Origin of the sequence: Phyllobacterium trifolii (assembly GCF_014192095.1) — a bacterium.
Taxonomy (GTDB): domain Bacteria; phylum Pseudomonadota; class Alphaproteobacteria; order Rhizobiales; family Rhizobiaceae; genus Phyllobacterium; species Phyllobacterium trifolii.
This window is the reverse complement of sequence record NZ_JACHXN010000001.1, coordinates 247203-271904: the sequence shown is the minus strand read 5'-3', so window position 1 is coordinate 271904 and position 24702 is coordinate 247203. Positions and strand designations below refer to the sequence as shown.

At 55.2% G+C, this 24702-nt stretch carries 23 protein-coding genes and 2 tRNA genes; 22 read left to right on the top strand and 3 right to left on the bottom strand.

What is annotated here, in order from left to right; all coding sequences use genetic code 11:
- Positions 1–8: 8 nt before the first annotated feature.
- Positions 9–437 (bottom strand): UCP034077 family protein, encoded by a 429-nt coding sequence (locus tag FHS21_RS31805; RefSeq protein WP_512699162.1) that lies wholly within the window; start codon positions 435–437, stop codon positions 9–11.
- 159 nt (positions 438–596) lie between these two features.
- Here FHS21_RS31805 and FHS21_RS01355 point away from each other — a divergent pair, with 159 nt between their 5' ends.
- From FHS21_RS01355 to lon, 3 genes are all read left to right on the top strand, one after another.
- Complete coding sequence (locus FHS21_RS01355) at positions 597–1226, top strand: ATP-dependent Clp protease proteolytic subunit (protein ID WP_112530883.1); 630 nt, start codon at positions 597–599, stop codon at positions 1224–1226.
- Between the two features lie 210 nt (positions 1227–1436).
- A complete protein-coding gene (clpX, locus tag FHS21_RS01350; protein ID WP_008120789.1) occupies positions 1437–2711 on the top strand; it encodes an ATP-dependent Clp protease ATP-binding subunit ClpX in 1275 nt (424 codons plus the stop codon).
- A gap of 334 nt (positions 2712–3045) precedes the next feature.
- Positions 3046–5466: an endopeptidase La gene (lon, locus tag FHS21_RS01345; protein WP_112530884.1), complete on the top strand. Its 2421-nt coding sequence runs from the start codon at positions 3046–3048 to the stop codon at positions 5464–5466.
- 146 nt (positions 5467–5612) lie between these two features.
- Here the strand turns inward: lon and FHS21_RS01340 are convergent.
- Positions 5613–5688: transfer RNA gene (locus tag FHS21_RS01340), tRNA-Val, on the bottom strand.
- 190 nt (positions 5689–5878) lie between these two features.
- Here FHS21_RS01340 and FHS21_RS01335 point away from each other — a divergent pair.
- Positions 5879–5955, top strand: a tRNA-Asp gene (locus tag FHS21_RS01335).
- Positions 5956–6004: 49 nt separating this feature from the next.
- Here FHS21_RS01335 and FHS21_RS01330 read toward each other — a convergent pair.
- Positions 6005–7075 carry an adenylate/guanylate cyclase domain-containing protein gene (locus FHS21_RS01330; RefSeq protein ID WP_112530885.1) on the bottom strand — a complete coding sequence of 357 codons (1071 nt, stop codon included), beginning with the start codon at positions 7073–7075 and terminating at the stop codon, positions 6005–6007.
- Between the two features lie 123 nt (positions 7076–7198).
- On the opposite strand from FHS21_RS01330, the gene FHS21_RS01325 reads away from it, so the two are divergent.
- From FHS21_RS01325 to FHS21_RS01240, 18 genes are all read left to right on the top strand, one after another.
- Complete coding sequence (locus tag FHS21_RS01325) at positions 7199–7636, top strand: SRPBCC family protein (protein ID WP_112530974.1); 438 nt, start codon at positions 7199–7201, stop codon at positions 7634–7636.
- A 158-nt stretch (positions 7637–7794) separates the two neighbouring features.
- Complete coding sequence (locus FHS21_RS01320) at positions 7795–8181, top strand: hypothetical protein (RefSeq protein ID WP_112530886.1); 387 nt, start codon at positions 7795–7797, stop codon at positions 8179–8181.
- A 334-nt stretch (positions 8182–8515) separates the two neighbouring features.
- On the top strand, positions 8516–9727 hold the full coding sequence (locus FHS21_RS01315) for an MFS transporter (protein ID WP_112551359.1): 1212 nt from the start codon (positions 8516–8518) through the stop codon (positions 9725–9727).
- 408 nt (positions 9728–10135) lie between these two features.
- Entirely contained in the window at positions 10136–10501 is a 366-nt protein-coding gene (locus FHS21_RS01310) for an NADH-quinone oxidoreductase subunit A (protein WP_112530887.1), read from the top strand.
- A complete protein-coding gene (locus tag FHS21_RS01305) occupies positions 10492–11073 on the top strand; it encodes a NuoB/complex I 20 kDa subunit family protein (RefSeq protein WP_112530888.1) in 582 nt (193 codons plus the stop codon). Before FHS21_RS01310 ends, FHS21_RS01305 begins: the two co-directional genes overlap by 10 nt.
- A gap of 9 nt (positions 11074–11082) precedes the next feature.
- The gene (locus FHS21_RS01300) at positions 11083–11691 is read left to right on the top strand and encodes an NADH-quinone oxidoreductase subunit C (protein ID WP_112530889.1); all 609 of its coding nucleotides are present in this window, start codon (positions 11083–11085) and stop codon (positions 11689–11691) included.
- Positions 11692–11733: 42 nt separating this feature from the next.
- Positions 11734–12924, top strand: coding sequence for an NADH-quinone oxidoreductase subunit D (locus FHS21_RS01295; protein WP_112530890.1), 1191 nt, complete (start codon positions 11734–11736; stop codon positions 12922–12924).
- Positions 12924–14093 carry an NADH-quinone oxidoreductase subunit E gene (locus tag FHS21_RS01290; RefSeq protein ID WP_112530891.1) on the top strand — a complete coding sequence of 390 codons (1170 nt, stop codon included), beginning with the start codon at positions 12924–12926 and terminating at the stop codon, positions 14091–14093. The genes FHS21_RS01295 and FHS21_RS01290 overlap by 1 nt, the downstream gene beginning before the upstream one ends.
- Before the next feature lie 64 nt (positions 14094–14157).
- Positions 14158–15459, top strand: coding sequence for an NADH-quinone oxidoreductase subunit NuoF (nuoF, locus tag FHS21_RS01285; protein WP_112530892.1), 1302 nt, complete (start codon positions 14158–14160; stop codon positions 15457–15459).
- A 10-nt stretch (positions 15460–15469) separates the two neighbouring features.
- Complete coding sequence (locus FHS21_RS01280; protein ID WP_112530893.1) at positions 15470–16090, top strand: helix-hairpin-helix domain-containing protein; 621 nt, start codon at positions 15470–15472, stop codon at positions 16088–16090.
- Entirely contained in the window at positions 16090–16398 is a 309-nt protein-coding gene (locus FHS21_RS01275; protein ID WP_112551335.1) for a pentapeptide repeat-containing protein, read from the top strand. The genes FHS21_RS01280 and FHS21_RS01275 overlap by 1 nt, the downstream gene beginning before the upstream one ends.
- Positions 16398–18479 (top strand): NADH-quinone oxidoreductase subunit NuoG, encoded by a 2082-nt coding sequence (gene nuoG, locus FHS21_RS01270; RefSeq protein WP_112530895.1) that lies wholly within the window; start codon positions 16398–16400, stop codon positions 18477–18479. Before FHS21_RS01275 ends, nuoG begins: the two co-directional genes overlap by 1 nt.
- 18 nt (positions 18480–18497) lie before the next feature.
- The gene (gene nuoH, locus FHS21_RS01265) at positions 18498–19544 is read left to right on the top strand and encodes an NADH-quinone oxidoreductase subunit NuoH (protein WP_112530896.1); all 1047 of its coding nucleotides are present in this window, start codon (positions 18498–18500) and stop codon (positions 19542–19544) included.
- A complete protein-coding gene (nuoI, locus tag FHS21_RS01260; protein WP_112530897.1) occupies positions 19541–20044 on the top strand; it encodes an NADH-quinone oxidoreductase subunit NuoI in 504 nt (167 codons plus the stop codon). The genes nuoH and nuoI overlap by 4 nt, the downstream gene beginning before the upstream one ends.
- Positions 20045–20246: 202 nt before the next feature.
- Positions 20247–20879 (top strand): NADH-quinone oxidoreductase subunit J, encoded by a 633-nt coding sequence (locus FHS21_RS01255; RefSeq protein ID WP_112530898.1) that lies wholly within the window; start codon positions 20247–20249, stop codon positions 20877–20879.
- Positions 20879–21187, top strand: coding sequence for an NADH-quinone oxidoreductase subunit NuoK (gene nuoK, locus FHS21_RS01250; RefSeq protein WP_112530899.1), 309 nt, complete (start codon positions 20879–20881; stop codon positions 21185–21187). The genes FHS21_RS01255 and nuoK overlap by 1 nt, the downstream gene beginning before the upstream one ends.
- Before the next feature lie 7 nt (positions 21188–21194).
- Entirely contained in the window at positions 21195–23186 is a 1992-nt protein-coding gene (gene nuoL / locus FHS21_RS01245; RefSeq protein WP_162701970.1) for an NADH-quinone oxidoreductase subunit L, read from the top strand.
- Positions 23186–24691, top strand: coding sequence for an NADH-quinone oxidoreductase subunit M (locus tag FHS21_RS01240; protein WP_112530900.1), 1506 nt, complete (start codon positions 23186–23188; stop codon positions 24689–24691). Before nuoL ends, FHS21_RS01240 begins: the two co-directional genes overlap by 1 nt.
- Positions 24692–24702: the final 11 nt, after the last annotated feature.

Here is a 24702-nt window from a genome sequence, read left to right as displayed (position 1 = left end):
GCTAAGCGTCAGCTTTCGCTCGCGGACGTGAATAAAAGCGCCAAAGGTCGTCCAGCAATCGCCCCTCCCATACTATCGGTTAGTGGCAGAGGAACGACTTTGTCCAACGCCTCGATAACTGACGCAACAAAAACTCTTTTCTTGAAATCATCGCCTGACAAATTCGAATAGGTCGCCACAGGTTTACCGATCAGAGTCCCGTCACGGCGCAGAGAAAATCGCAACGTTATCGCCATCCCGTTGCTGTCAGCCGGTGGCTGCCAACAGGCGTAAAGTGCGGACCACATTTCATCCAGGGAATTGATTGCTTGCCGGTTGCCGCACGTGGAGGTCTGGGCGCTAGCATTCGTCAATGAGCTACTCAGCGTTATACAGACCAGAACTGACAATCCAAACTTTCTGCAATTGAAAATGAACAAAATATACCTCCGAAACATACGCCTAAAAACGCCATGTTACGTTCGGAAGTTTGGTCAGACAAGGTTCATGTGTTGAACATCTTGCGAAACCGGGTGGCGACGCCCTATGTATCGGTTAGTCTTCCACGAATCTGGGGTGGTTAAGCCCCTTATTCTCCAAAACGCTGAGGCCCACCGATGAGAGACCCAATCGAAACAGCTATGAATCTCGTGCCAATGGTCGTCGAACAGACCAATCGGGGCGAGCGGGCCTATGATATATTTTCGCGCCTGCTGAAAGAACGCATCATTTTTATAACCGGGCCGATCGAGGACGGCATGGCGACGCTTGTCTGCGCGCAGCTGCTTTTCCTTGAATCGGAGAATCCGAAAAAAGAAATCAACATGTATATCAACTCGCCGGGCGGTGTCGTCACCTCCGGCATGGCGATCTACGATACGATGCAGTTTATCCGCCCAGCCGTGTCGACGCTGTGTTTCGGCCAGGCTGCATCCATGGGATCGCTGCTTCTTACCGCTGGCGAGAAGGACATGCGTTTCGTCCTTCCCAACGCTCGCATCATGCTGCACCAGCCGTCAGGTGGCTTCCAGGGACAGGCGTCAGATATTGAGCGTCATGCCCAGGATATCATCAAAATGAAGCGCCGCTTGAATGAGATTTATGTCAAGCATACCGGCCGCGACTACGAGTCGATTGAACGTACCCTCGATCGCGATCATTTCATGACTGCGCAGGAATCACTCGAGTTCGGCCTGATCGACAAGGTGCTTGAATCGCGCGCTGTGCTCGAAGGTGACACTAAGTAACCGGCTAAATCGCCCATCGGGGTCAAAAATGAAGTTTTTTTGACCCCGATGCGGACTTTCTGCCACACATGCAGCTTGCATAGAGCGGAGCAGACGTTACGTTAAGCCATTGGTGAGTTAGAGAAGCCTATTCTACGAATGACTATTCACTTCCACCTGGAGGAAGTGGCGGACCCGGGAGAGCGGGACCGATACTGAAAGGAAACTGCAATGAGCAAAGTCAGCAACGGCGGCGGCGATTCAAAGAATACGCTTTATTGCTCGTTTTGCGGGAAGAGCCAGCATGAAGTTCGCAAGTTGATTGCGGGCCCGACTGTCTTCATCTGCGATGAATGCGTCGAATTGTGCATGGACATCATCCGCGAGGAAAACAAATCCTCGATGGTGAAATCCCGTGAAGGCGTCCCGACGCCGCAGGAAATCATGGCTGTTCTCGATGATTATGTCATCGGTCAGAACCATGCCAAGCGTGTTCTCTCCGTCGCGGTGCACAACCACTACAAACGGTTGGCCCACGCATCGAAAAACAATGAAGTCGAACTGGCGAAGTCCAACATCCTTCTCGTTGGGCCGACCGGTTGCGGCAAGACCTATCTGGCACAATCGCTTGCCCGCATCATCGACGTGCCGTTTACGATGGCAGACGCGACAACGCTGACGGAAGCCGGTTATGTCGGCGAGGATGTCGAGAACATCATTCTGAAACTGCTTCAGTCGGCTGACTACAATGTTGAGCGGGCGCAGCGCGGCATCGTCTACATCGACGAAGTCGACAAGATCAGCCGTAAATCGGACAACCCGTCCATTACACGCGACGTGTCGGGCGAGGGCGTTCAGCAAGCGCTGTTGAAGATCATGGAAGGCACCGTTGCTTCCGTGCCGCCACAAGGTGGCCGCAAGCATCCACAGCAGGAGTTCCTGCAGGTGGACACGACCAACATCCTGTTCATCTGCGGTGGCGCTTTCGCCGGTCTCGACAAGATCATCTCGGCCCGTGGTGAAAAGACGTCCATCGGCTTCAGTGCTGCGGTCAAGGCCCCGGACGATCGTCGTGTCGGCGCTATTTTCCGCGAACTCGAGCCGGAAGATCTGCTGAAATTCGGTCTTATCCCCGAATTCGTTGGTCGTCTGCCCGTTATCGCGACACTCGAGGATCTCGATGAGGTCGCGCTGGTGCAGATTCTGTCCGAACCGAAGAACGCTCTGGTCAAGCAGTATCAGCGCCTGTTCGACATGGAAAACGTCGAGTTGACGTTCCATGAGGATGCGTTGAAGGCTATTGCCAAGCGCGCGATTGCTCGAAAGACCGGTGCGCGTGGTCTGCGATCGATCATGGAGAAGATTCTTCTCGACACGATGTATGAGTTGCCAACGCTTGATGGCGTCCAGGAAGTGGTGATCTCCGGTGACGTCGTCGAAGGCAACTCAAGGCCTCTGTATATCTATGCCGAGCGCAAGGAAGAAAAAGGCAATGTTTCCGCGTAAGCTATCGGAAATAGAGCAGTCTAACGGCAAGGCTCCGCGTCTCGCGGAGCTTTTCTGTTTTGTATTTGGGTCGAATTCTGTGCATGGCCTTGCGAGCGATTGCGCTCGGACTGTCGTGAGCGCAGGATAGATTACGATTCTGTGAATAAGCCTGGAGCGTGGGTGCTTGAAACAAGCGGGCCTCCACTCCAAGTAAGTGTTAAGCTGCATAAACGGTAGTACGCCGCTCAATGCATGAGCCGCCAAAGTGGATCTCGATTTTGGATTTGGCCATGCAGCTTAAAGGGTACCCGGACGTGGCGATCTGGCCGAATGGCCTGAGAAAGGACATAAAATGACGGTTGCAAGCAAGAAGACACCGGCGGGTGGCGAGAACGGGCTTTATGCCGTTCTGCCGTTGCGCGATATTGTTGTCTTCCCCCACATGATCGTTCCACTCTTCGTTGGCCGCGAAAAATCCATTCGCGCGCTTGAGGAAGTTATGGGCGTCGACAAGCAAATCCTGCTTGCCACACAGAAGAACGCTGCGGATGACGATCCGCAGGCTGACGCGATCTATACGGTCGGCACTATTGCCAACGTCCTGCAATTGCTGAAATTGCCAGACGGTACGGTCAAGGTGCTGGTTGAAGGTATTGCCCGCGCTGAGATCACCAGTTTCAGCGAGCGCGAAGATTATCACGAAGCCTCTGCCGTGACGCTCACAGAACCGGAAGAAGATCCGGTCGAGATCGAGGCTCTTGCTCGCTCGGTCGTGTCGGATTTTGAAAATTACGTAAAACTGAACAAGAAGATTTCGCCTGAAGTTGTTGGCGCCGCCGGACAGATCGAGGATTATTCGAAGCTGGCCGATACAGTCGCGTCGCATCTTGCGATCAAGATTCCTGAAAAGCAGGATATGTTGTCCATCCTTTCCGTGCGTGCGCGGTTGGAGAAGGCCATGTCCTTCATGGAATCGGAAATCTCCGTTCTTCAGGTCGAAAAGCGTATCCGCTCGCGCGTCAAGCGCCAGATGGAAAAGACGCAGCGCGAATATTATCTGAATGAACAGATGAAGGCGATCCAGAAGGAACTTGGCGATGGCGAAGATGGCCGCGACGAGTCCGCCGAACTGGAAGACCGCATCAAAAAGACGAAACTGTCGAAGGAAGCCCGCGAAAAGGCCAATGCGGAGCTGAAGAAGCTGCGTCAGATGAGCCCGATGTCCGCCGAGGCGACCGTCGTTCGCAACTATCTCGACTGGCTGCTGTCCATTCCGTGGGGCAAAAAGTCGAAGATCAAGAACGATCTGAACCTCGCTGACGAAGTTCTAGATACCGAGCACTACGGCCTGGACAAGGTCAAGGATCGCATTGTCGAATATCTGGCGGTGCAGGCTCGTTCGACCAAGATCAAGGGTCCAATCCTCTGCCTCGTTGGTCCTCCCGGCGTCGGCAAGACTTCGCTCGCCCGTTCGATCGCCAAGGCTACCGGCCGCGAATACATTCGCATGTCGCTTGGCGGCGTGCGTGACGAAGCCGAGATCCGCGGTCATCGCCGCACCTATATCGGTTCGATGCCCGGCAAGGTCATTCAGTCGATGAAGAAGGCGAAGAAGTCAAATCCGCTCTTCCTGCTCGATGAGATCGACAAGATGGGCCAGGACTTCCGCGGCGATCCATCATCAGCTCTGCTGGAGGTGCTCGATCCAGAACAGAACTCCACGTTCATGGATCACTATCTCGAGGTCGAGTATGACCTCTCGAATGTGATGTTCGTGACGACAGCTAATACGCTGAATATCCCAAGTCCCTTGATGGACCGCATGGAGATCATCCGTATTGCCGGTTACACGGAAGATGAGAAGCTGGAAATCGCCAAACGGCACCTGTTGCCAAAGGCCATCCGCGATCATGCATTGCAGCCGAAGGAGTTCTCTGTCTCCGAGGACGCTATCCGCGCCATCATTCGCAATTATACGCGAGAGGCCGGTGTTCGTAACCTTGAGCGCGAGTTGATGAAGCTGGCTCGCAAGGCCGTCACCGAAATCATGAAGACTCAGAAGAAGTCGGTGAAGGTCACGGATGCAAACATCGATGAATATCTCGGGGTTGAGAAATTCCGATTTGGACAGATCGATGGCGAAGACCAGGTTGGTGTGGTCACCGGCCTCGCCTGGACCGAAGTGGGCGGCGAGTTGCTGACCATTGAAGGCGTCATGATGCCCGGTAAGGGTCGCATGACGGTAACAGGCAATCTGCGCGACGTGATGAAGGAATCGATCTCGGCAGCGGCATCCTATGTCCGCTCGCGTGCCATCGATTTCGGCGTCGAGCCGCCACTGTTCGATCGTCGCGACATCCACGTGCACGTGCCGGAAGGTGCGACGCCCAAGGATGGTCCATCAGCCGGCGTTGCGATGGTCACGGCCATCGTCTCGATACTGACGGGCATTCCGGTCCGCAAGGATATCGCCATGACCGGCGAGATCACGCTGCGGGGTAGGGTCCTGCCCATCGGTGGGCTGAAGGAGAAGCTGCTCGCCGCACTGCGCGGTGGCATCAAGACGGTTCTGATCCCGGAAGAAAACGCCAAGGATCTGGTGGAGATTCCGGACAATGTGAAGAACGGCCTTGAGATCATTCCAGTCAGCCACGCCAATGAAGTGCTCAAGCACGCACTGGTGCGCCAGCCGGAGCCAATCGAATGGACCGAACCGGCCCACGTGCCATCTTCGGTCGTCGAGGATGAAGCGGGCGCTCAGATCGCTCATTGAGCAGCGTTGAAGGAAAAGGCCGGGCAAGAAATTGCCCGGCCTTTTTGATTCGTAAGCAATGAGGCGATCCGATGACGCGCGCACACGGCACAATGCCTATGGTGGCGAGCCTGCGCGTCGGATGTCAATGAATGCTGATGAGGGAATGGTGGGCGATGAGAGACTCGAACTCCCGACATCTTCGGTGTAAACGAAGCGCTCTACCAACTGAGCTAATCGCCCTTCGCAAAGGGTGCGTTCCGGAGCGTTTATGCGTTTCCGCTGATATTGGCAAGAGGGGATGCGACACTTTTATGATTTGTCGGATGAGTTTTTCACAATCGCATCTTTCATCTCCAGTTGTGCTTGACACACCCCCGCGAACCCCTTAAACGACCGCTCACGCCGTACAAATAGTACGGTACGAAAGTGCGCGGGTGTAGCTCAGTTGGTTAGAGTGCCGGCCTGTCACGCCGGAGGTCGCGGGTTCGAGCCCCGTCACTCGCGCCACTTTTCCCTCAGTGATTTCAAGTAGATAATTCCCTTTGGGGACCGCTGACTATCGCAGCGCAAACACCGCGCACGGGGCAGCGATGCCGCGCAGCCTGTGCTCGCCGAGCGGGATCAGCGACTGCGTCGTTTCCGCTGCAAAGGTTCCGGAGAGCAATACTGTGCGGCCGAGCGGCCGACACAGGCCCTCCAGTCGGCTCACCAGGTTCACCGCGGGGCCGATTGCTGTGAAGTCCAGCCGGTCGGCAGTGCCAATATTGCCCCAAAGCATCTCGCCGAGATGCAACGCCATACCGAACGACAGAGGCGGCGCGCCTTGTGCAGCGCGGGTCCATTGGAGGTGATCCATCCCGGCGCGGGCAGCGGCGACTGCGCGCAATGCCGCATCGCATGCAGCAGGAGCGTCGCGCTCTCCGATCGGGAAGATCGCCAGCACGCCGTCGCCAATAAATTTTAGTACTTCGCCGCCGAAGGCATGGACGGCGCCGGCGATGCGGTCGAACCAGGCGTCGAGGGCGGCTATTACCTCCTGCGGCTCGGTCGACTCCGACAACTCGGTGAAGCCGCGAAGGTCGGCAAAAAGCAGGGCTGCCCGTATGGTTTCACCGGGCTCGCGCCGCAGACGGCCGGCCAGAACCTGTGCCGCGCTGCGCCGGCCAAGGTAAGTCGTCAGCAGGGCGGCTAGCGTCGAACGCGCGGCCAGTAAGGCAAGCGGTGCAGCGGCAAAGCGCGCAACCTGGCGCAACAACTCCGATTCGGAAACGCTGAATGGCCGAGTGCCGGTCCAGGCAAGCACGGCGCCGTCAGAGGGGCCGCCGGCGAAATCCTCCTGCACGGCACCGGTGCCAATGCTGGCCAGCCAGTTGCGAGCGACATGGGTATGCTCGAGATCGAGAGGCCTAGCCAAAGCCAGTGCCTCTATCACGCTTCCTGTGTCGGCGCGCCACAGCCATGTGCGCCGCTCGATGACCGGGTGCGTCGCGGCTTGGGTGAGCGCACCGCCGGACAGTGGCATACCGTCGGCGACGAGTCGTGTGGCGAGCGCAGTCAGAAATGCGTCGCCGTCTGGCGCATCAATCGCTTTGTCAACCAGAAAGGAAAGAGCGGACGGCAGCTGCATAGTGTCATCATGCAGCCAATGTCAGGCACCTGTCACGAGCTTTTGTTTCTTGCGCGAAATCTCGATTGGCTTACATTGCGCCAAAGCTGTAATGACATCGAGCCGCACCGGGAGGAAGCACCGATGACCGAGACGTTTCACAGTGAGATTGAGATCGCAGCCCCCCAAGCAACAGTCTTCGCCTTCCTCACCGATCCCGACAAGATATTGCGCTGGATGGGCACCAAGGCGACGGTCGAGCCGCATCCGGGCGGCATTTATCTCCTCAGCATGAACGATACTCACACTGCTCGCGGGCATTTCACGGAAGTGATACCAGTCCACCGTCTGGCCTACAGCTTCGGCTGGGAGGACCACGAGAATGTGCCGCCGGGATCAGGCCTTATTGAGATCGACCTCATCGAGAAGGATGGGGGAACGCTGGTGCGCTTCACCCATGGCGGACTGCCAGATGAGAAGGAACGGGACAGCCACGAAAAGGGCTGGAACCACTATTTGCGCAGACTGGCCGTAGCAGCAGCTGGCGGCGACCCAGGACCTGATACATCTCCCGAGGCATGAGGGCTACAAGTGCGGTCAAATAGAAGATGGCCAAAGAAGCTCCGAGCTTGCTGGTAGTCTCTCCGCCGATGATGGTTTTTTCCATGTAATGGCCATGCAGTGATATTATATGTGGCAGACGCACTTGCGAGCTCGGCCTGACTGGAAGGGAGCGATCAATGGCAACAACTATCAGAGTACGACATGCGATGTTTGGAATTGGCGTGTTCATCGCCCTATCAGGCGGTGCTCACGCTGGAAGCTACGCTGAAATCCTGTTTAAGGAGAAGTTCGAAGTTCACATCCGGGAGATGGTTGCAGACGGCATCACGCGTAGGAATGCCGACTATATTGCTTATGCTGCCCTGGCTCGTGCTTCGTACGAAATGTGTGGCGATCATCTGTTTCCGAAGAGTCTGGTATATAGCAGCTATCGGCAATCGCTCGAAGAGACATCGCTACCGCAGAGGGTAGTTGATCGGCACATCCGCGCTTTTGAAAGCATCATGAATGCAGAGTTACAGAATAAGCGCGCTCTCATGGAATATTGCGGATCAAAGCCATAAGATCGCGGCGCTTTTGCGCCCATAATGGTTCACCTCTTGCCGTTTTTGCCGGACAGAGAATTGCCGTATGTGCTCACGAGATAAAGCAGCACATACGTCAGGCAAAACGACACTAGGCATGGTAGCAAGTAACGGGTCATGGAGCACCTAACTGTTAGATTAACATGAGTGTCCATCTGAAGAATGAGGATTTTGCTAAGATCAAAACTAAAACGCGTTCCATATCCGAGTAGCTAGAACCCGCGCAAATGCATTGCTGCATTGCACAAAAATCATTTGTGAAACATTTCAACTGTATGCAGCATCGTTCTTTCTCCAGATGCGCGGTCGCCTCATGCCCCTACCGATTCTAGCCCTTGCCATAGCCTCATTCTGTATCGGTACAACCGAGTTCGTGATCATGGGCTTGCTACCGGAAGTAGCGGCCGATCTCGGTGTGTCCATTCCAAGTGCGGGCCTGCTGGTTACCGGATACGCGCTCGGCGTTGTCATCGGGGCCCCGATCATAGCGATCGCCACGGCAGCGCTGCCGCGTAAATCAGTGCTGATCGGATTGGCGATGCTGTTTGTCGTTGGCAATCTCTTCTGTGCGATTGCGCCCAATTACTGGATGCTCATGATTGCGCGAGTGGTAACCGCGTTCGGCCATGGTGCGTTCTTCGGAATTGGCTCAGTGGTGGCTGCAAATCTTGTCCCTCGCCATAAGCGGGCCAGCGCTATCGCATTGATGTTTGCAGGCTTGACGCTTGCCAATATCCTCGGCGTGCCGGCAGGAACTGCGCTCGGGGAAATTTATGGTTGGCGCGCAACCTTCTACGCGGTGGTGGCGATCGGTATTGCTGCTGTAGTAGCTATCGTTTTGCTTGTCCCTGCAACCAAGGAAGAACAGAAGGGTGGGGGCTTCATAAGTGAAATCAAGGTGCTTGGGAAATTGCAGGTCTGGCTAGCCATGCTTATCTCGGCATTGGCATCCGCCGGCCTCTTTGCCGTGTTCACCTATATAAAGCCGATCCTGACTGATGTTTCGGGCATTTCGACATCTGCGGTCACGTGGGTGCTCTTGCTCTTTGGCGCAGGTATGACGGTTGGCAACATCATTGGTGGCAAACTTGCCGATTGGAAGCTTATGCCGACTGTCATTGGCACGCTCGTCGCGCTCATGTTCATCCACGCAATTTTCGCCGAAGTCAGCGGCAACGCCGTTGCTGCAATCGTTGTTGTATTCGTTTGGGGTGTCTTGACGTTCGTCATCGTTCCACCGCTACAAATGCGGGTGGTCGAGACGGCTGAAGAGGCGCCAAATCTGGCGGCAACACTCAATCAAGGGGCGTTCAACGTTGGCAACGCATCTGGCGCATGGATTGGCGGGGCGGCGCTGACCTGGGGCGTGTCGTACCAAAATCTGCCTTTCGTTGGATCAGCGCTCGCCGTGATTGCCGTTCTGGTTGCTGTTGGCTCATGGGTTCTTGACCGCAGAGCGGGCCAAGCCAGGCTCGACTCCGACGAACGGGAAAGGCTCAGCCTCGAGCCGCTCGCTGGTCTCTAATGAGGTGGCTTTGCTCAGCTAAAACGGATGGCGCTGAAAGGCACACAATTCTCTACCTAAATCGTTTGTAGGACCGAATGTCGCAGTCACAGGCTCGTGTTGCAGGTCTCCTGATGGTCGCTGCAGATTAATATCGTTCTAAAGAGCAAATTGACGCGATTTTGAAGCGTAATATGGGAAAAAACGCCATATTTTGGCAATTTGCAGACAAATCAGGTAGCCCATGCAGTCAATATATGGACGTTGTCACGATTTTTGTTGCACTTGCGCGCATGGCGCTAACGCGCTAACCCTCGGCCTATCGCACCCTCTTCAAGAATGGTGTGATCTGTCGCGTATTTGTGGCAGTCATGTGCATAACATGGCATTCTTGTCAGCCTGAGTTCACAAGGCGGAAAAAGACGGATCATGAACGAGTTGTTAAGTTCCTACCTGCCCATCGTTATCTTTATCGGGGTAGCGCTGGTAATCGGTCTGGCACTGTTGGTTGCGCCTTTTCTGGTCGCATATAGTGCACCGGACCCCGAGAAATTGTCGGCCTACGAGTGCGGCTTTAACGCCTTCGACGACGCTCGTATGAAATTCGACGTACGCTTTTACCTCGTTTCGATCCTGTTCATTATCTTCGATCTGGAAGTGGCCTTCCTGTTCCCGTGGGCAATCTCCTTCGGCAAGATTGGCTGGTTCGGTTTCTGGTCGATGATGGCCTTCTTGGGTGTCCTGACGATCGGCTTTATTTATGAGTGGAAAAAGGGAGCGCTGGAATGGGATTGACCGACAGCAACACTACCCTCGTAGCACCACAACCAAAGGGTATTCTTGATCCGAACACCGGCAAGCCGGTTGGTTCCGATGATGCTTTCTTCGGTGAGATCAACAATGAGCTCGCTGACAAGGGATTTCTCGTCACCTCGGCTGATGCACTGGTTACTTGGGCGCGAACCGGATCGCTGATGTGGATGACTTTCGGCCTCGCATGCTGCGCCGTTGAAATGATGCATACTTCCATGCCACGCTATGATGCTGAGCGTTTTGGTTTTGCGCCGCGCGCTTCACCGCGCCAATCGGACGTGATGATCGTTGCCGGCACGCTGACCAACAAGATGGCACCGGCTTTGCGCAAGGTCTATGACCAGATGCCCGAGCCGCGTTATGTGATTTCGATGGGTTCTTGCGCCAATGGCGGCGGCTATTACCACTATTCGTATTCTGTGGTGCGGGGCTGCGATCGCGTCGTTCCCGTCGACATCTACGTGCCGGGTTGCCCGCCTACTGCAGAAGCGCTTCTGTATGGCGTGTTAATGTTGCAAAAGAAAATTCGCCGCACCGGCACGATAGAGCGATAGGACACGGCGATGGCTGAAGAAGCATTGAGTGAACTTGGCAACTATCTCAAAGACAAGGCGGGTTTCTCCCTCAAATCAGTCGAGCTTGCCTATGGCGAACTGACTGTTGAGGTCGAGGTCAGCGAACTCATCGCGACACTGACTTTCCTGCGTGATGATGCCCAGTGCCAGTTCATCTCGCTGATCGACATCAGTGGCGTTGACTATCCATCGCGCGCCGCGCGGTTCGATGTCGTTTACCATCTGCTTTCGCCGCGTCAGAACTTGCGCATACGTGTCAAGGTAGCGACCGACGAGGATACGCCAGTACCATCGGCGACGCCGGTTTATCTGGGTGCGGACTGGTACGAGCGTGAGACCTACGATCTTTACGGCGTATTGTTCTCCGGTCACCCGGACCTTCGCCGTATCCTCACAGATTATGGTTTCGAAGGTCATCCGTTGCGTAAAGACTTTCCGCTTACCGGCTTCGTTGAGGTTCGCTACGACGACGAGGTCAAACGCGTTGTCTATGAACCGGTCGAACTGAGGCAGGAGTTTCGCAATTTTGACTTCCAGTCCCCGTGGGAAGGCACTGATTATGTGCTCCCGGGCGATGAGAAGGCGAAGACAAATTGAGCGTGCCGATAACATTTGACGCCGCCCACCGGGAATTTACCCATGACTGAACACAGCGTCCGCAACTTCAACATCAATTTCGGCCCACAACATCCGGCCGCACATGGCGTTTTGCGGCTTGTGCTTGAACTGGATGGTGAGGTAGTCGAGCGTGTTGATCCACATATCGGCTTGCTCCATCGCGGCACCGAAAAGTTGATGGAAGCCAAGACTTATCTGCAGGCAGTGCCCTATCTTGATCGCCTCGATTATGTCGCGCCGATGAACCAGGAGCACGCTTATGCGCTAGCAGTCGAGCGCCTGCTCGAGATCGAAGTGCCAAAGCGCGGCCAGCTTATCCGCGTTCTGTTTTCGGAAATCGGGCGCATCCTGTCGCATCTTTTGAATGTCACGACACAGGCCCTGGACGTTGGTGCGCTGACACCGCCGCTGTGGGGTTTCGAGGAGCGTGAGAAGCTGATGGTGTTCTACGAGCGTGCTTGTGGCGCTCGCATGCACGCTGCTTATTTTCGTCCAGGCGGCGTTCACCAGGATCTGCCGGACCAGCTGATTGAAGATATCGGCAAATGGTGTGATCCATTCTTGCAAACGGTGAAGAATCTTGACGATCTGATTACGCCGAACCGCATTTTCAAGCAGCGCAACGTCGATATCGGTGTCGTGAAGCTGGAAGATGCCTGGGCCTGGGGCTTCTCTGGCGTTATGGTTCGCGGTTCCGGTGCCGCATGGGATTTGCGCAAGTCGCAGCCCTATGAGTGCTACTCGGAAATGGAATTCGACATTCCGATCGGCAAGAATGGCGATTGCTATGATCGCTATCTGATCCGCATGGAAGAGATGCGCCAGTCCGTTCGCATCATGCGCCAATGCGTAGAGCAGCTGCTTGGCAAGGAGCGGGTAGGGCCTGTTTCCAATACCTCCGCCAAGATCGTGCCGCCAAAACGCAGCGAAATGAAGCGCTCGATGGAATCATTGATCCATCACTTCAAGCTCTACACAGAAGGCTATCACGTGCCTGCTGGCGAAGTGTATGCCGCTGTCGAAGCGCCTAAGGGCGAGTTCGGCGTATTCATCGTTTCGGATGGTTCCAACAAGCCTTATCGCGTCAAACTACGCGCGCCGGGTTTTGCCCATCTTCAGGCCATGGATTTCATTTGCCGTGGCCACATGCTAGCCGACGTTTCCGCCGTCCTTGGCTCGCTCGATATCGTATTTGGTGAGGTTGATCGTTAATGTCCGTCCGCCGTCTCGCAGAAGATAACGTCCAACCAGCAGCGTTCGCGTTTAATCGCGAAAACAGCGCTTGGGCAAAGCTTGCAATAAAGAAATATCCAAAAGGCCGTGAACAGTCGGCAGTAATTCCGCTGTTGATGCGCGCGCAGGAACAGGATGGCTGGGTTACCAAGGCGGCGATTGAACATGTTGCGACCATGCTCGATATGCCCCTGATCCGTGTCCTCGAAGTTGCGACGTTCTATACGCAGTTCCAGTTGAAGCCAGTGGGCACCCGCGCTCATATCCAGGTATGTGGCACGACGCCCTGCATGTTGCGTGGCTCGGAAGATCTTAAAAAGGTCTGCCAGCACAAGATCCATCATGACCAGTTTCAGCTGAACGAGTCCGGCACCCTGTCCTGGGAAGAGGTCGAATGCCTCGGCGCCTGCGTCAACGCCCCGATGATCATGGTGTTCAAGGATACTTACGAGGATCTGACGCCCGAACGGCTCGAGGAAATCATTGATGCGTTCGATGCCGGGAAGGGCGATTCCATACCAGTCGGACCGCAAATCAAGCGTATTTTCTCTGCACCGCAGACTGGCCTGACTTCGCTTAATGGCGATGAAAAACCCAAGCGTGCGAAAGCTGCCAATTCGGACAAGGCAAGTGTGCCGCCGTCAAATGCTGGTAAACCTGTTACGCATGATGAAGTAACCAATGCCGCGATCAGATCACCATCCAAGGTGAAGACGACCAAAGCAGCGGAAGAGGCGACTTCGAAGCCAGCTGCTGCTGCAGCACCTGCCGCGTGGACAATCAAGAATCCCCCCCTGGCCGAAGGTTCGCTGGGCGAAAAGCCTTCCGTGCAGACGATCAAGACTCCCGTGAAGGTTGTTTCGCTGGAGGACAAGGATCGTCCTGCCGGTATCGAAAGACCTGCGCTTGTCGATGATCTCAAGATGATCTCCGGCGTCGGTCCGAAGTTCGAAATCCTCCTGCACGAGCTTGGCATCTATACGTTCGCGCAGGTTGCGGCGTGGAAGAGGGCCGAGCGCGACTGGGTCGACAGCTATATGAAGTTCGGCGGCCGCATCGAGCGAGACGACTGGGTCAAGCAAGCCAAGGCCTTGGCCAAGGGCGGCAAAGCCGAGTACATCAAGGTTTTCGGCAAGAAGCCGAGATAAATGGATTGGTGGATGCAGATTTCGCATCCGCAAGAATGGACGAAGAGAGTAGGACCGGTGCGAAATGCTTGCTGATAAGGACCGCATCTTCAATAATATTTACGGCATTCACGACAAGTCGTTGAAGGGCGTGATGTCGCGCGGCCACTGGGATGGCACTGCGGGGATTATTGCCAAAGGCCGTGACTGGATCATCAACGAGATGAAGGCCTCGGGCCTGCGCGGGCGCGGTGGCGCCGGCTTTCCGACCGGTCTGAAATGGTCATTCATGCCGAAGGAAAGCGACGGCCGTCCGCATTATCTCGTCATCAATGCCGACGAATCCGAGCCAGGCACCTGCAAAGACCGCGATATCATGCGGCACGATCCGCATACGCTGATCGAAGGCTGCCTGATTGCCGGTTTCGCCATGGCTGCCCATACTTGCTATATTTACGTCCGCGGCGAGTATATCCGCGAGCGTGAAGCGCTGCAGATCGCTATCGACGAATGCTACGATGCGGGTCTTATTGGTAAGAACAACAAGAATGGCTGGGATTACGATATTTTCGTTCATCATGGTGCCGGCGCTTATATTTGCGGCGAGGAAACTGCGCTGCTCGAAAGCCTGGAAGGCAAGAAGGGTCAGCCGCGCCTGAAGCCGCCATTCCCGGCCAATATGGGTCTTTATGGTTGCCCGACCACAGTAAACAATGTCGAGTCCATTGCAGTGGCTCCGACGATCCTGCGCCGCGGCGCGGCATGGTTCTCCAGCATTGGTCGTCCGAACAATGTCGGCACCAAGCTGTTCATGGTGTCCGGGCACGTCAACAACCCCTGCACCGTCGAAGAAGCCATGGGCATTCCGTTCCGTGAGCTGATTGAGAAGCATGCGGGCGGTATTCGCGGCGGTTGGGACAATCTGCTGGCCGTTATTCCGGGCGGTGCATCCTGCCCCGTGGTAACAGCGGCAGACATCATGGACTGCCCGATGGATTTCGACGGACTGCGCAACGTCAAATCGTCGTTCGGTACAGCCGCTGTCATCGTCATGGATAAATCGACCGATATTGTCCGCGCGATTGCGCGCCTGTCCTACTTCTTCAAGCATGAGAGCTGTGGCCAGTGCACGCCATGCCGTGAAGGGACTGGCTGGATGTGGCGCGTGATGGAACGCATGGTTACGGGCAACGCTCAGAAACGTGAAATCGACATGCTGCTTGACGTTACCAAGCAGATCGAAGGTCACACGATCTGCGCTCTTGGTGATGCTGCTGCATGGCCCATCCAGGGTCTCATCCGCAATTTCCGTCCGGAGATCGAACGCCGAATCGATGAATTTTCACGCAACGCCGCCGCGAGCCCAGTGCTTGTCGCTGCGGAATAGGTGAAGGACGATGTCAGATACCGGAACAACCAAGAACTCCAGCGCCGATTGGGCGGCACTGATGCCAAAGCATGTGTTGCCAGCGGCGAATTTGTTGACGCCTCAGCTTGGCGCAGCAGCAGCGGCTTCTGCGCTTGGCTTTGGTGTCGCCAGCCAGATATGGGGTTTCTGGGCCGGTGCAATGGCAAGTGCATTCGACATGAATACAAGGTTGACCGCTGTACCCGGCCAATCGCGTGTAGCCGAGCCGCAACCTTCGCCTGATATAGATGCGCTGAAGACGATCATCCGCAAGAAAGCTGGGACAATTAAGGAAAAGGCGACCGTTTCAATTGGAAAAATGCCTGCAAATAAAATGAACACCTCGATCGCAACCAATCCATTGGCTCATGCCGTTGCGACTGCATCAGAGATCGCAGCAGATGATCTAAAGCGCATTTCCGGCATAGGTCCCAAGCTTGAACAGGTCCTGAATGGCATGGGTATTCGGACTTATGCTCAAATAGCGGCATGGACGGTCGATGATTTAGCCAAGGTTGACGATCAGATCAAACTTGGCGGGCGAATTTCTCGTGACGACTGGGTGGGACAGGCAAATGGTCTAATGATGTCGAACGGAGCAGGTGAGTGATGGAGATGCATGCGACACATGACGTACTTGATGTGCGCGACGCAAGCGTTGCCAATTCCAAATTTGATGACGTGAATTTGTCGAATACCCGTTTTCACAACGTCAATCTGTCCGCTGCCGTGATTGAAAAGGTGAATTTGAGCAATTCAAAGATTGAGGATGTCAATCTTTCCAATGTGTTGTTCAGAAATGTTAACATGAGCAATGTGAAGATTGAGAGCGCCTTGCTCGCAGGAATGATCAATGGCGTTTCTGTGAAAGACCTGTTTGCAGCTTATGAATCGGCCAACCGTGCCGGAGAAGAATAATGGCGAAGATCAAAGTCGACGGTAAAGAAATCGAGGTACCGGATCACTACACGCTTCTGCAGGCTGCGGAAACGGCTGGTTCAGAGGTGCCACGGTTCTGTTTTCATGAGCGCTTGTCGATCGCTGGCAATTGCCGCATGTGCTTGATTGAAGTGAAGGGCGGGCCGCCCAAGCCGGCTGCATCCTGCGCGATGGGCGTACGCGACCTGCGCCCTGGTCCCAATGGTGAGACACCGGAAATTTTCACCAATACACCCATGGTCAAGAAGGCCCGTGAGGGCGTGATGGAGTTTCTGCTTATCAATCATCCGCTTGATTGCCCGATCTGCGATCAGGGTGGCGAGTGCGATCTGCAGGATCAGGCAATGGCCTTTGGCGTCGATTCCTCGCGCTACAAGGAAAACAAGCGCGCCGTTGAGGACAAGTATATCGGTCCACTCGTCAAGACGATCATGACACGCTGCATTCATTGCACGCGCTGCGTCCGCTTTACGACAGAGGTCGCGGGCATTTCCGAGCTTGGTCTGATCGGGCGCGGCGAGGACGCCGAGATCACCACATATCTCGAACATGCAATGACGTCCGAATTACAGGGTAACGTAATCGACCTTTGCCCGGTCGGCGCACTGACTTCCAAGCCATACGCATTCCAGGCGCGTCCATGGGAATTGAACAAGACCGAGTCCATCGATGTGATGGATGCGGTCGGCTCGGCTATCCGGGTCGATACGCGGGGCCGTGAAGTGATGCGCATCCTGCCGCGCGTCAATGAACAGGTGAATGAGGAATGGATTTCCGACAAGACCCGCTTCATCTGGGACGGTTTGCGTACCCAGCGTCTTGATCGACCCTATGTCCGGAAGGACGGTCGCCTCGTCGCTGCAAGTTGGCCGGAAGCCTTTGAGGCAATCAAAACAGCCGTCGCCAAGACGAAGGGTAGCAAGATCGGCGCTGTTGCCGGTGATCTGGCGACGGTCGAGGAAATGTACGCTCTAAAGCTGCTGATGCAATCGCTTGGATCTCCAAACATTGATGCACGGCAGGATGGTTCGGTGTTGAATACTGCCAATGGGCGCGCGTCCTATATATTCAACCCGGCAATCGATGGCATCGAACTTGCTGATGCTATCCTGATTATCGGCTCCAATCCTCGTTTCGAAGCTTCATTGCTCAATGCTCGTATCCGCAAACATTGGCGGGCCGCTGGAACGCCAATTGCCGTGATAGGAGAGCAAGCTGATCTCCGCTACAAATACGAGTACCTTGGAAGCGGTGCCGAGACCTTAGCAGATCTCGCCAACGGTTCTCTGAAGTTCCTGTCTGTACTGAAGAAAGCCCAGAACCCAATGGTTGTCATCGGGCAAGGCGCTCTATCCCGTGCAGACGGCGCGTCCGTGCTCGGTCTTGCGGCCAAGATTGCCGCCGACACCGGCGCGCTCAGCGCCGAATGGAACGGCTTTGGTGTCATTCATACGGCTGCTAGCCGGGTTGGTGCGCTCGACATCGGGTTTGTGCCGGGGACAAACGGCAAGACAGTCGCGGAGATGAAGGGTGCGCTTGACGTGCTGTTCCTTCTCGGCGCCGACGAACTGAACTGGGAAAAGAAAAGCAAAGCCTTCACAGTTTATATCGGAACTCATGGCGATCAGGGCGCACATAACGCCGACGTAATCCTGCCCGGTGCGGCATATACCGAGAAGTCTGGTACGTACGTCAACACGGAAGGTCGCGTGCAGATGACCAATCGTGCTGGGTTTGCTCCGGGTAACGCCAAGGAAGATTGGGCGATCGTGCGGGCGTTGTCGGATGTGCTCGGCAAGAAATTGCCGTTTGACTCGCTGGCAGCCTTGCGTTCTGTCCTCTACGCGGAGTATCCGCATCTTGCCATGATCGATCACATCGAGGCCGGTGATCCTGCAGATGTCAAGAAGCTGGCAAATGCATCTGGTTCCGTTGAGAAAACTGCCTTTGTATCGCCGGTGAAGGATTTCTACTTGACCAATCCGATAGCACGCGCATCAGCCGTCATGGCCGAATGTTCCGCGCTTGCCAAGAGTGGCTTCAAGCAGGCGGCCGAGTAGGCGGAGAAGAAAACTGACATGGAAGAAATTTTCGCAACCTATATCCTGCCGCTGCTGATCATCCTCGGAAAATCACTTCTGTTGCTGGTCGTAATGCTGCTGATCATCGCTTATCTGCTCTATGCGGATCGCAAGATCTGGGCAGCAGTTCAGCTGCGTCGGGGCCCAAACGTTGTTGGGCCATTCGGTTTGCTGCAGTCGTTCGCCGATCTGCTGAAGTTCGTCGTCAAGGAGCCGATCATTCCATCCGGCGCCAACAAGGGAATTTTCCTGCTGGCGCCGCTGGTTTCGTCGGTACTTGCCATGGCAGCGTGGGCGGTTATCCCCGTCAACGAGGGCTGGGCGGTCGCCAATGTTAACGTTGGCATTCTTTATGTCCTCGCCATTTCTTCGCTCGAAGTTTACGGCGTGATCATGGCCGGTTGGGCGTCGAATTCGAAGTATCCTTTTCTCGGCGCCTTGCGCTCTGCAGCGCAGATGGTGTCTTACGAAGTTTCTATCGGCTTCGTCATCGTCACTGTTCTGCTTTGCGTCGGTTCATTGAACCTGACAGACATCGTCAATTCACAAAGGGATGGCCTGGGCACGATTGTCGGGCTGCCAAGCTCATTTCTGGATTGGCACTGGCTCGGTCTGTTCCCGATGTTCATCATCTTCTTCATCTCGGCACTGGCAGAAACCAACCGTCCGCCCTTCGATCTCGTTGAAGCGGAATCGGAACTGGTCGCCGGTCATATGATCGAATATTCGTCTACTGCCTTCCTGTTGTTCTTCCTTGGCGAATACGTTGCGATTACACTGATGTGCGCACTGATGACCATCATGTTCCTGGGCGGATGGTTGCCTCCAGTGGACGTGTGGTTCCTCAACTGGGTGCCGGGGGTCGTCTGGTTCCTCCTTAAGCTGTTCTTTTGCTTCTTCATGTTTGCCATGGTGAAGGCATTCGTTCCGCGCTATCGCTATGACCAATTGATGCGCCTGGGCTGGAAGGTGTTCTTGCCTATCTCGCTCTTCATGGTCATCGCGACGGCGGCCTTCCTTAAAATCACGGGTCTTACGCCATGAGTTCGAATACCGGTTCCTTGGCACAAGCTGCCAAATCCCTTCTGCTTCTGGAATTCGTCGGGGCGTTCTTTCTGTCGATGCGGCAGTTCTTTGCTCCGAAGGCGACTTTGAATTATCCATACGAGAAGGGTCCGCTCAGCCCGCGTTTTCGCGGTGAGCATGCGCTGCGCCGCTATCCCAACGGTGAAGAACGTTGCATCGCCTGCAAGCTCTGCGAAGCGATCTGCCCGGCGCAGGCCATCACGATCGAAGCAGGCCCGCGCCGTAATGACGGTACCCGCCGTACCGTGCGCTATGACATCGACATGGTGAAGTGCATTTATTGCGGTTTTTGCCAAGAGGCGTGCCCAGTAGATGCCATTGTCGAGGGACCGAACTTCGAGTTCGCCACGGAGAGCCGTGAGGAACTTTACTACGATAAGGACCGGCTGCTCGCTAACGGCGATCGCTGGGAGCGGGAACTGGCGCGCAACATCGCGATGGACGCGCCTTACCGGTAAAAATGCGTGCGCGCTTGTGTCCTTGGGACGATAGCTTCTATCGGACCGGAACATGGGCTAAGAGGCTGCGAACGCGCGGAAATCGCGTGAATCGCATCAGAGCAATTCCGGAAAGTGGGAACCGGTTTCCCGTCCGGAATTGCGTAAAGAAGAAGTTAGAAATGGCAGGAAAGCCCTGCCGGAATGGAAATCGGGGGAACCCATGCTGACAGGTATCGCGGCGGCGTTTTTTTATCTATTCGCCTTCATAACCGTCGCCAGTGCGTTCATGGTGATTGCGGCGCGCAATCCCGTGCACTCCGTGCTGTTCTTGATCCTCGCATTTTTCAATGCGGCAGGTTTGTTCCTTTTGACCGGCGCCGAGTTCCTGGCGATGATCCTTTTGGTCGTTTATGTTGGGGCGGTCGCGGTTCTGTTCCTCTTCGTTGTCATGATGCTTGATGTCGATTTCGCTGAACTGAAAAGCGGCGCGCTGCAATATGCACCCATCGGCGCACTCGTCGGTCTGATCCTTGCTGCTGAACTGATTATCGTTCTGGGCGGATCGGTCTTTGCACCGAAACTGGGAACAGTGGCATTCCAGCCAACGCCTGACGTAGCGACGCGCACCAATACGGCGGCGCTCGGCGATATTCTCTATACAGACTACGTTTACTTCTTCCAGATTGCTGGTCTCGTCCTTCTGGTTGCGATGATCGGGGCGATCGTGCTGACACTTCGTCACAAACCGAACATCAAGCGCCAGAATGTTTCAGAGCAGGTCGCACGTACGCCGGCAACGGCCATCGAGGTCAAACAGGTTGAAACAGGCAAGGGCCTGACAGAGGTGTCATGATGGAAATCGGTATCGCACATTATCTGACTGTTTCTGCCCTGCTGTTTACGCTTGGGATCTTCGGCATCTTCCTCAACAGGAAGAACGTCATCATCATTCTGATGTCGGTCGAATTGATCCTGCTTGCAGTTAACCTCAACTTCGTGGCGTTTTCCGCTGCTCTGGGCGATTTGGTCGGCCAGGTGTTTGCACTGTTTGTCTTGACCGTTGCCGCTGCAGAAGCAGCGATCGGTCTTGCTATTCTCGTCGTGTTCTATCGCAATCGCGGGTCGATTGCCGTGGAAGACGTCAACATGATGAAAGGTTGACGGGGGCATGCTGTATCTGGCGATTGTCTTCCTTCCGCTGCTTGGCTTTTTGATTGCTGGCCTTTTCGGCTCATCGATCGGTGCGAAGGCGAGCGAGTATGTTACGACTGGACTGTTGATCGTTTGCGCGGTTCTGTCCTGGATTGCTTTTGCAACGGTGGCACTTGGTCATGGCGAGGCGTTCAAAGTTCCAGTTGCACCCTGGGTCGAGTCGGGTTCGTTAAGCTTCGACTGGGCTCTGCGCATCGATACACTGACCGTGGTAATGCTGGTTGTCGTCAACACTGTCTCGGCGCTGGTCCATACATATTCGATCGGCTACATGCACCATGATCCGGATCGGCCGCGCTTCTTCGCCTATCTTTCACTCTTCACCTTCGCGATGTTGATGCTGGTGACCGGCGATAATCTGGTTCAGATGTTCTTCGGTTGGGAAGGTGTCGGCCTTGCTTCCTATCTTCTGATCGGCTTTTGGTTCAAGAAACCTTCGGCAAATGCAGCGGCCATCAAAGCCTTCGTTGTCAACCGCGTCGGCGATTTCGGCTTCCTGCTCGGCATATTCGCGCTGTTTGTGCTTTTCGATACGGTTCAGTTCGACACGCTTTTTGCTTCCGCTGCGCAGTATCTTCCGGCAGAGGGCGCTGCCGAGAGTGCTCAGACAGTTCTGAACTTCCTTGGCTATACCCTCGACAAACAGGGCGCGATCACTATTGCCTGCCTGCTGCTCTTTATGGGCGCGATGGGTAAGTCTGCGCAATTCCTCCTGCACACCTGGTTGCCGGACGCCATGGAAGGCCCGACACCGGTTTCTGCGCTCATCCATGCTGCGACCATGGTTACGGCCGGCGTATTCATGGTTGCCCGCCTGTCGCCAATCTTCGAATTGTCGCACACTGCGTTGATTTTCGTGACATTCATCGGCGCAACCACAGCGTTCTTTGCCGCAACTGTTGGCCTTGTGCAGAATGATATCAAGCGCGTGATCGCTTACTCGACCTGTTCGCAGCTCGGGTACATGTTCGTTGCCTTGGGTCTCGGTGCTTACGGTGCAGGAATCTTCCACCTGTTCACACACGCTTTCTTCAAGGCGCTGCTGTTCCTTGGTGCAGGTTCCGTCATTCATGCTGTTTCCGATGAGCAAGATATGCGCCATATGGGTGGTCTTCGCACGTTGATCCCCAAAACCTACTGGATGATGATCGTCGGGACTGTTGCCCTGACAGGATTGGGTATTCCAGGGACACTTATCGGTACGGCTGGGTTCTTCTCGAAGGACATGATTATCGAATCCGCATTCGCGTCGCACAGTCCTATGGCCAGTTACGCCTTTATCCTTCTTGTCGTCGCGGCGATCTTCACCAGCTTCTATTCATGGCGTCTCATTTTCATGACTTTCCACGGCAAGCCACGCGCCAGCCACGACGTAATGCATCATGTGCATGAGTCACCCTATGTCATGCTGGTTCCGCTGTTCATTCTGGCGGCGGGCGCGCTGTTCGCCGGTGTTATATTCCGCGAGTATTTCTTCGGCCATGAATATGCCGAATTCTGGAAGGGTGCGATCTTCACGGGGCCGGAAAACGAAATCCTCGAAGAGCATCATCACGTGCCATTCCTGGTGGCGATGTCGCCCTTCCTTGCGATGGCGGTGGGGTTCATCGTTGCCTGGTACTTCTATATTCGCTCACCCGAGACACCGAGACGGCTCGCCGCACAGCATCCTGGCCTTTACCAGTTCCTGCTCAACAAGTGGTATTTTGACGAGCTCTACGACTTCCTGTTCGTGCGTCCGACAAAGGCACTTGGCCGGTTCCTCTGGAAGCAGGGCGATGGCTGGCTGATCGACGGGCATGGTCCGGACGGAATTTCCGCCCGCGTGGTTGACGTCACCAACCGGGTCGTTCGCCTGCAGTCCGGTTACCTTTATCACTATGCGTTCGCGATGCTCGTCGGGGTCGCCGCACTCGTCACGTGGATGATGCTCGGGAGCAATTTCTGATGACCGACTGGCCAATTCTCTCGACTGTTACCTTCCTGCCATTGGTCGGTGCCTTACTTGTCCTGATGATCCGGGACGATAGCGATGCTGCGCGCCGCAACATCCGCAATGTGACCCTGTGGACGACGATCATTACGTTCCTGCTCTCATTGCCGATCTGGTATTATTTCGACAATGGCCAAGCCGGCTTTCAGTTTGTCGAGAAGGCTGCTTGGCTCGACTCCGGAATTTCCTATCATATGGGCGTCGACGGCATTTCAATGCTGTTCGTCATCCTCACCACATTCCTGATGCCGCTATGCATTCTGGCTAGCTGGGAAGCGATCCAGACACGCGTCAAGGAGTATATGATCGCGTTTCTGGTTCTCGAAACGCTGATGATTGGCGTGTTCTGTGCGCTCGATATCGTGCTGTTCTACGTGTTTTTCGAAGCCGTTCTCGTGCCGATGTTCATCATTATCGGTGTCTGGGGTGGTAAGAGACGCGTCTATGCCAGCTTCAAATTCTTCCTTTATACCTTGCTCGGCTCCGTGCTGATGCTGCTTGCCATCATGGCGATGTATTGGCAGGCCGGTACGACGGATATTCCGACCTTGCTTGCGTACAAGTTCCCGGCGTCGTTGCAGACTTGGTTATGGTTCGCCTTCTTCGCCTCGTTTGCGGTCAAGATGCCCATGTGGCCGGTGCACACATGGTTGCCGGATGCCCACGTTGAAGCGCCGACGGCGGCGTCCGCCATTCTGGCTGGCATCCTGTTGAAGCTTGGTGGATACGGTTTCATACGTTTCTCCCTTCCCATGTTCCCGAACGCTTCGGCTGATTTTGCACCACTGATCTATACGCTCTCCGTGGTCGCCATCATCTACACATCGCTCGTTGCGCTGGCACAGCAAGACATAAAGAAGCTGATTGCCTATTCATCCGTTGCACACATGGGCTATGTCACGATGGGCATCTTCGCAGCCAACGAGCAGGGCATTCAGGGCGCAATATTCCAGATGCTGTCTCACGGCCTGGTATCCAGCGCGCTGTTTCTCTGCGTCGGTATTGTCTACGACAGAACCCATACACGCGAGATCGCGGCCTATGGCGGCCTTGTCAATAACATGCCGAAATATGCAGTCGTGTTTATGATCTTCACCATGGCCAACGTTGGTCTACCGGGTACATCAGGATTCATTGGTGAGTTTTTGACATTGCTCGGCGTTTTCCGCGTAAACACCTGGGTTGCCCTCTTCGCAACGAGCGGCGTCATCTTCTCGGCCGCCTATGCGCTTTGGCTCTATCGGCGCGTCATATTCGGGGCCTTGGACAAGGAAAGTCTGAAGTCGCTCCTGGATATGTCGCCGCGTGAAAAGGCAGTGATCTACCCGCTCGTGATCCTGACAATTTTCTACGGCGTATATCCGATGCCCATCTTTGATGCGACGGCAAGCTCCGTACACGCTCTGATCAATCAATATAATAACGCGCTTTCGTCAGCGGCCACACTGGCGTTGAAATAGCAGGAAGAGGC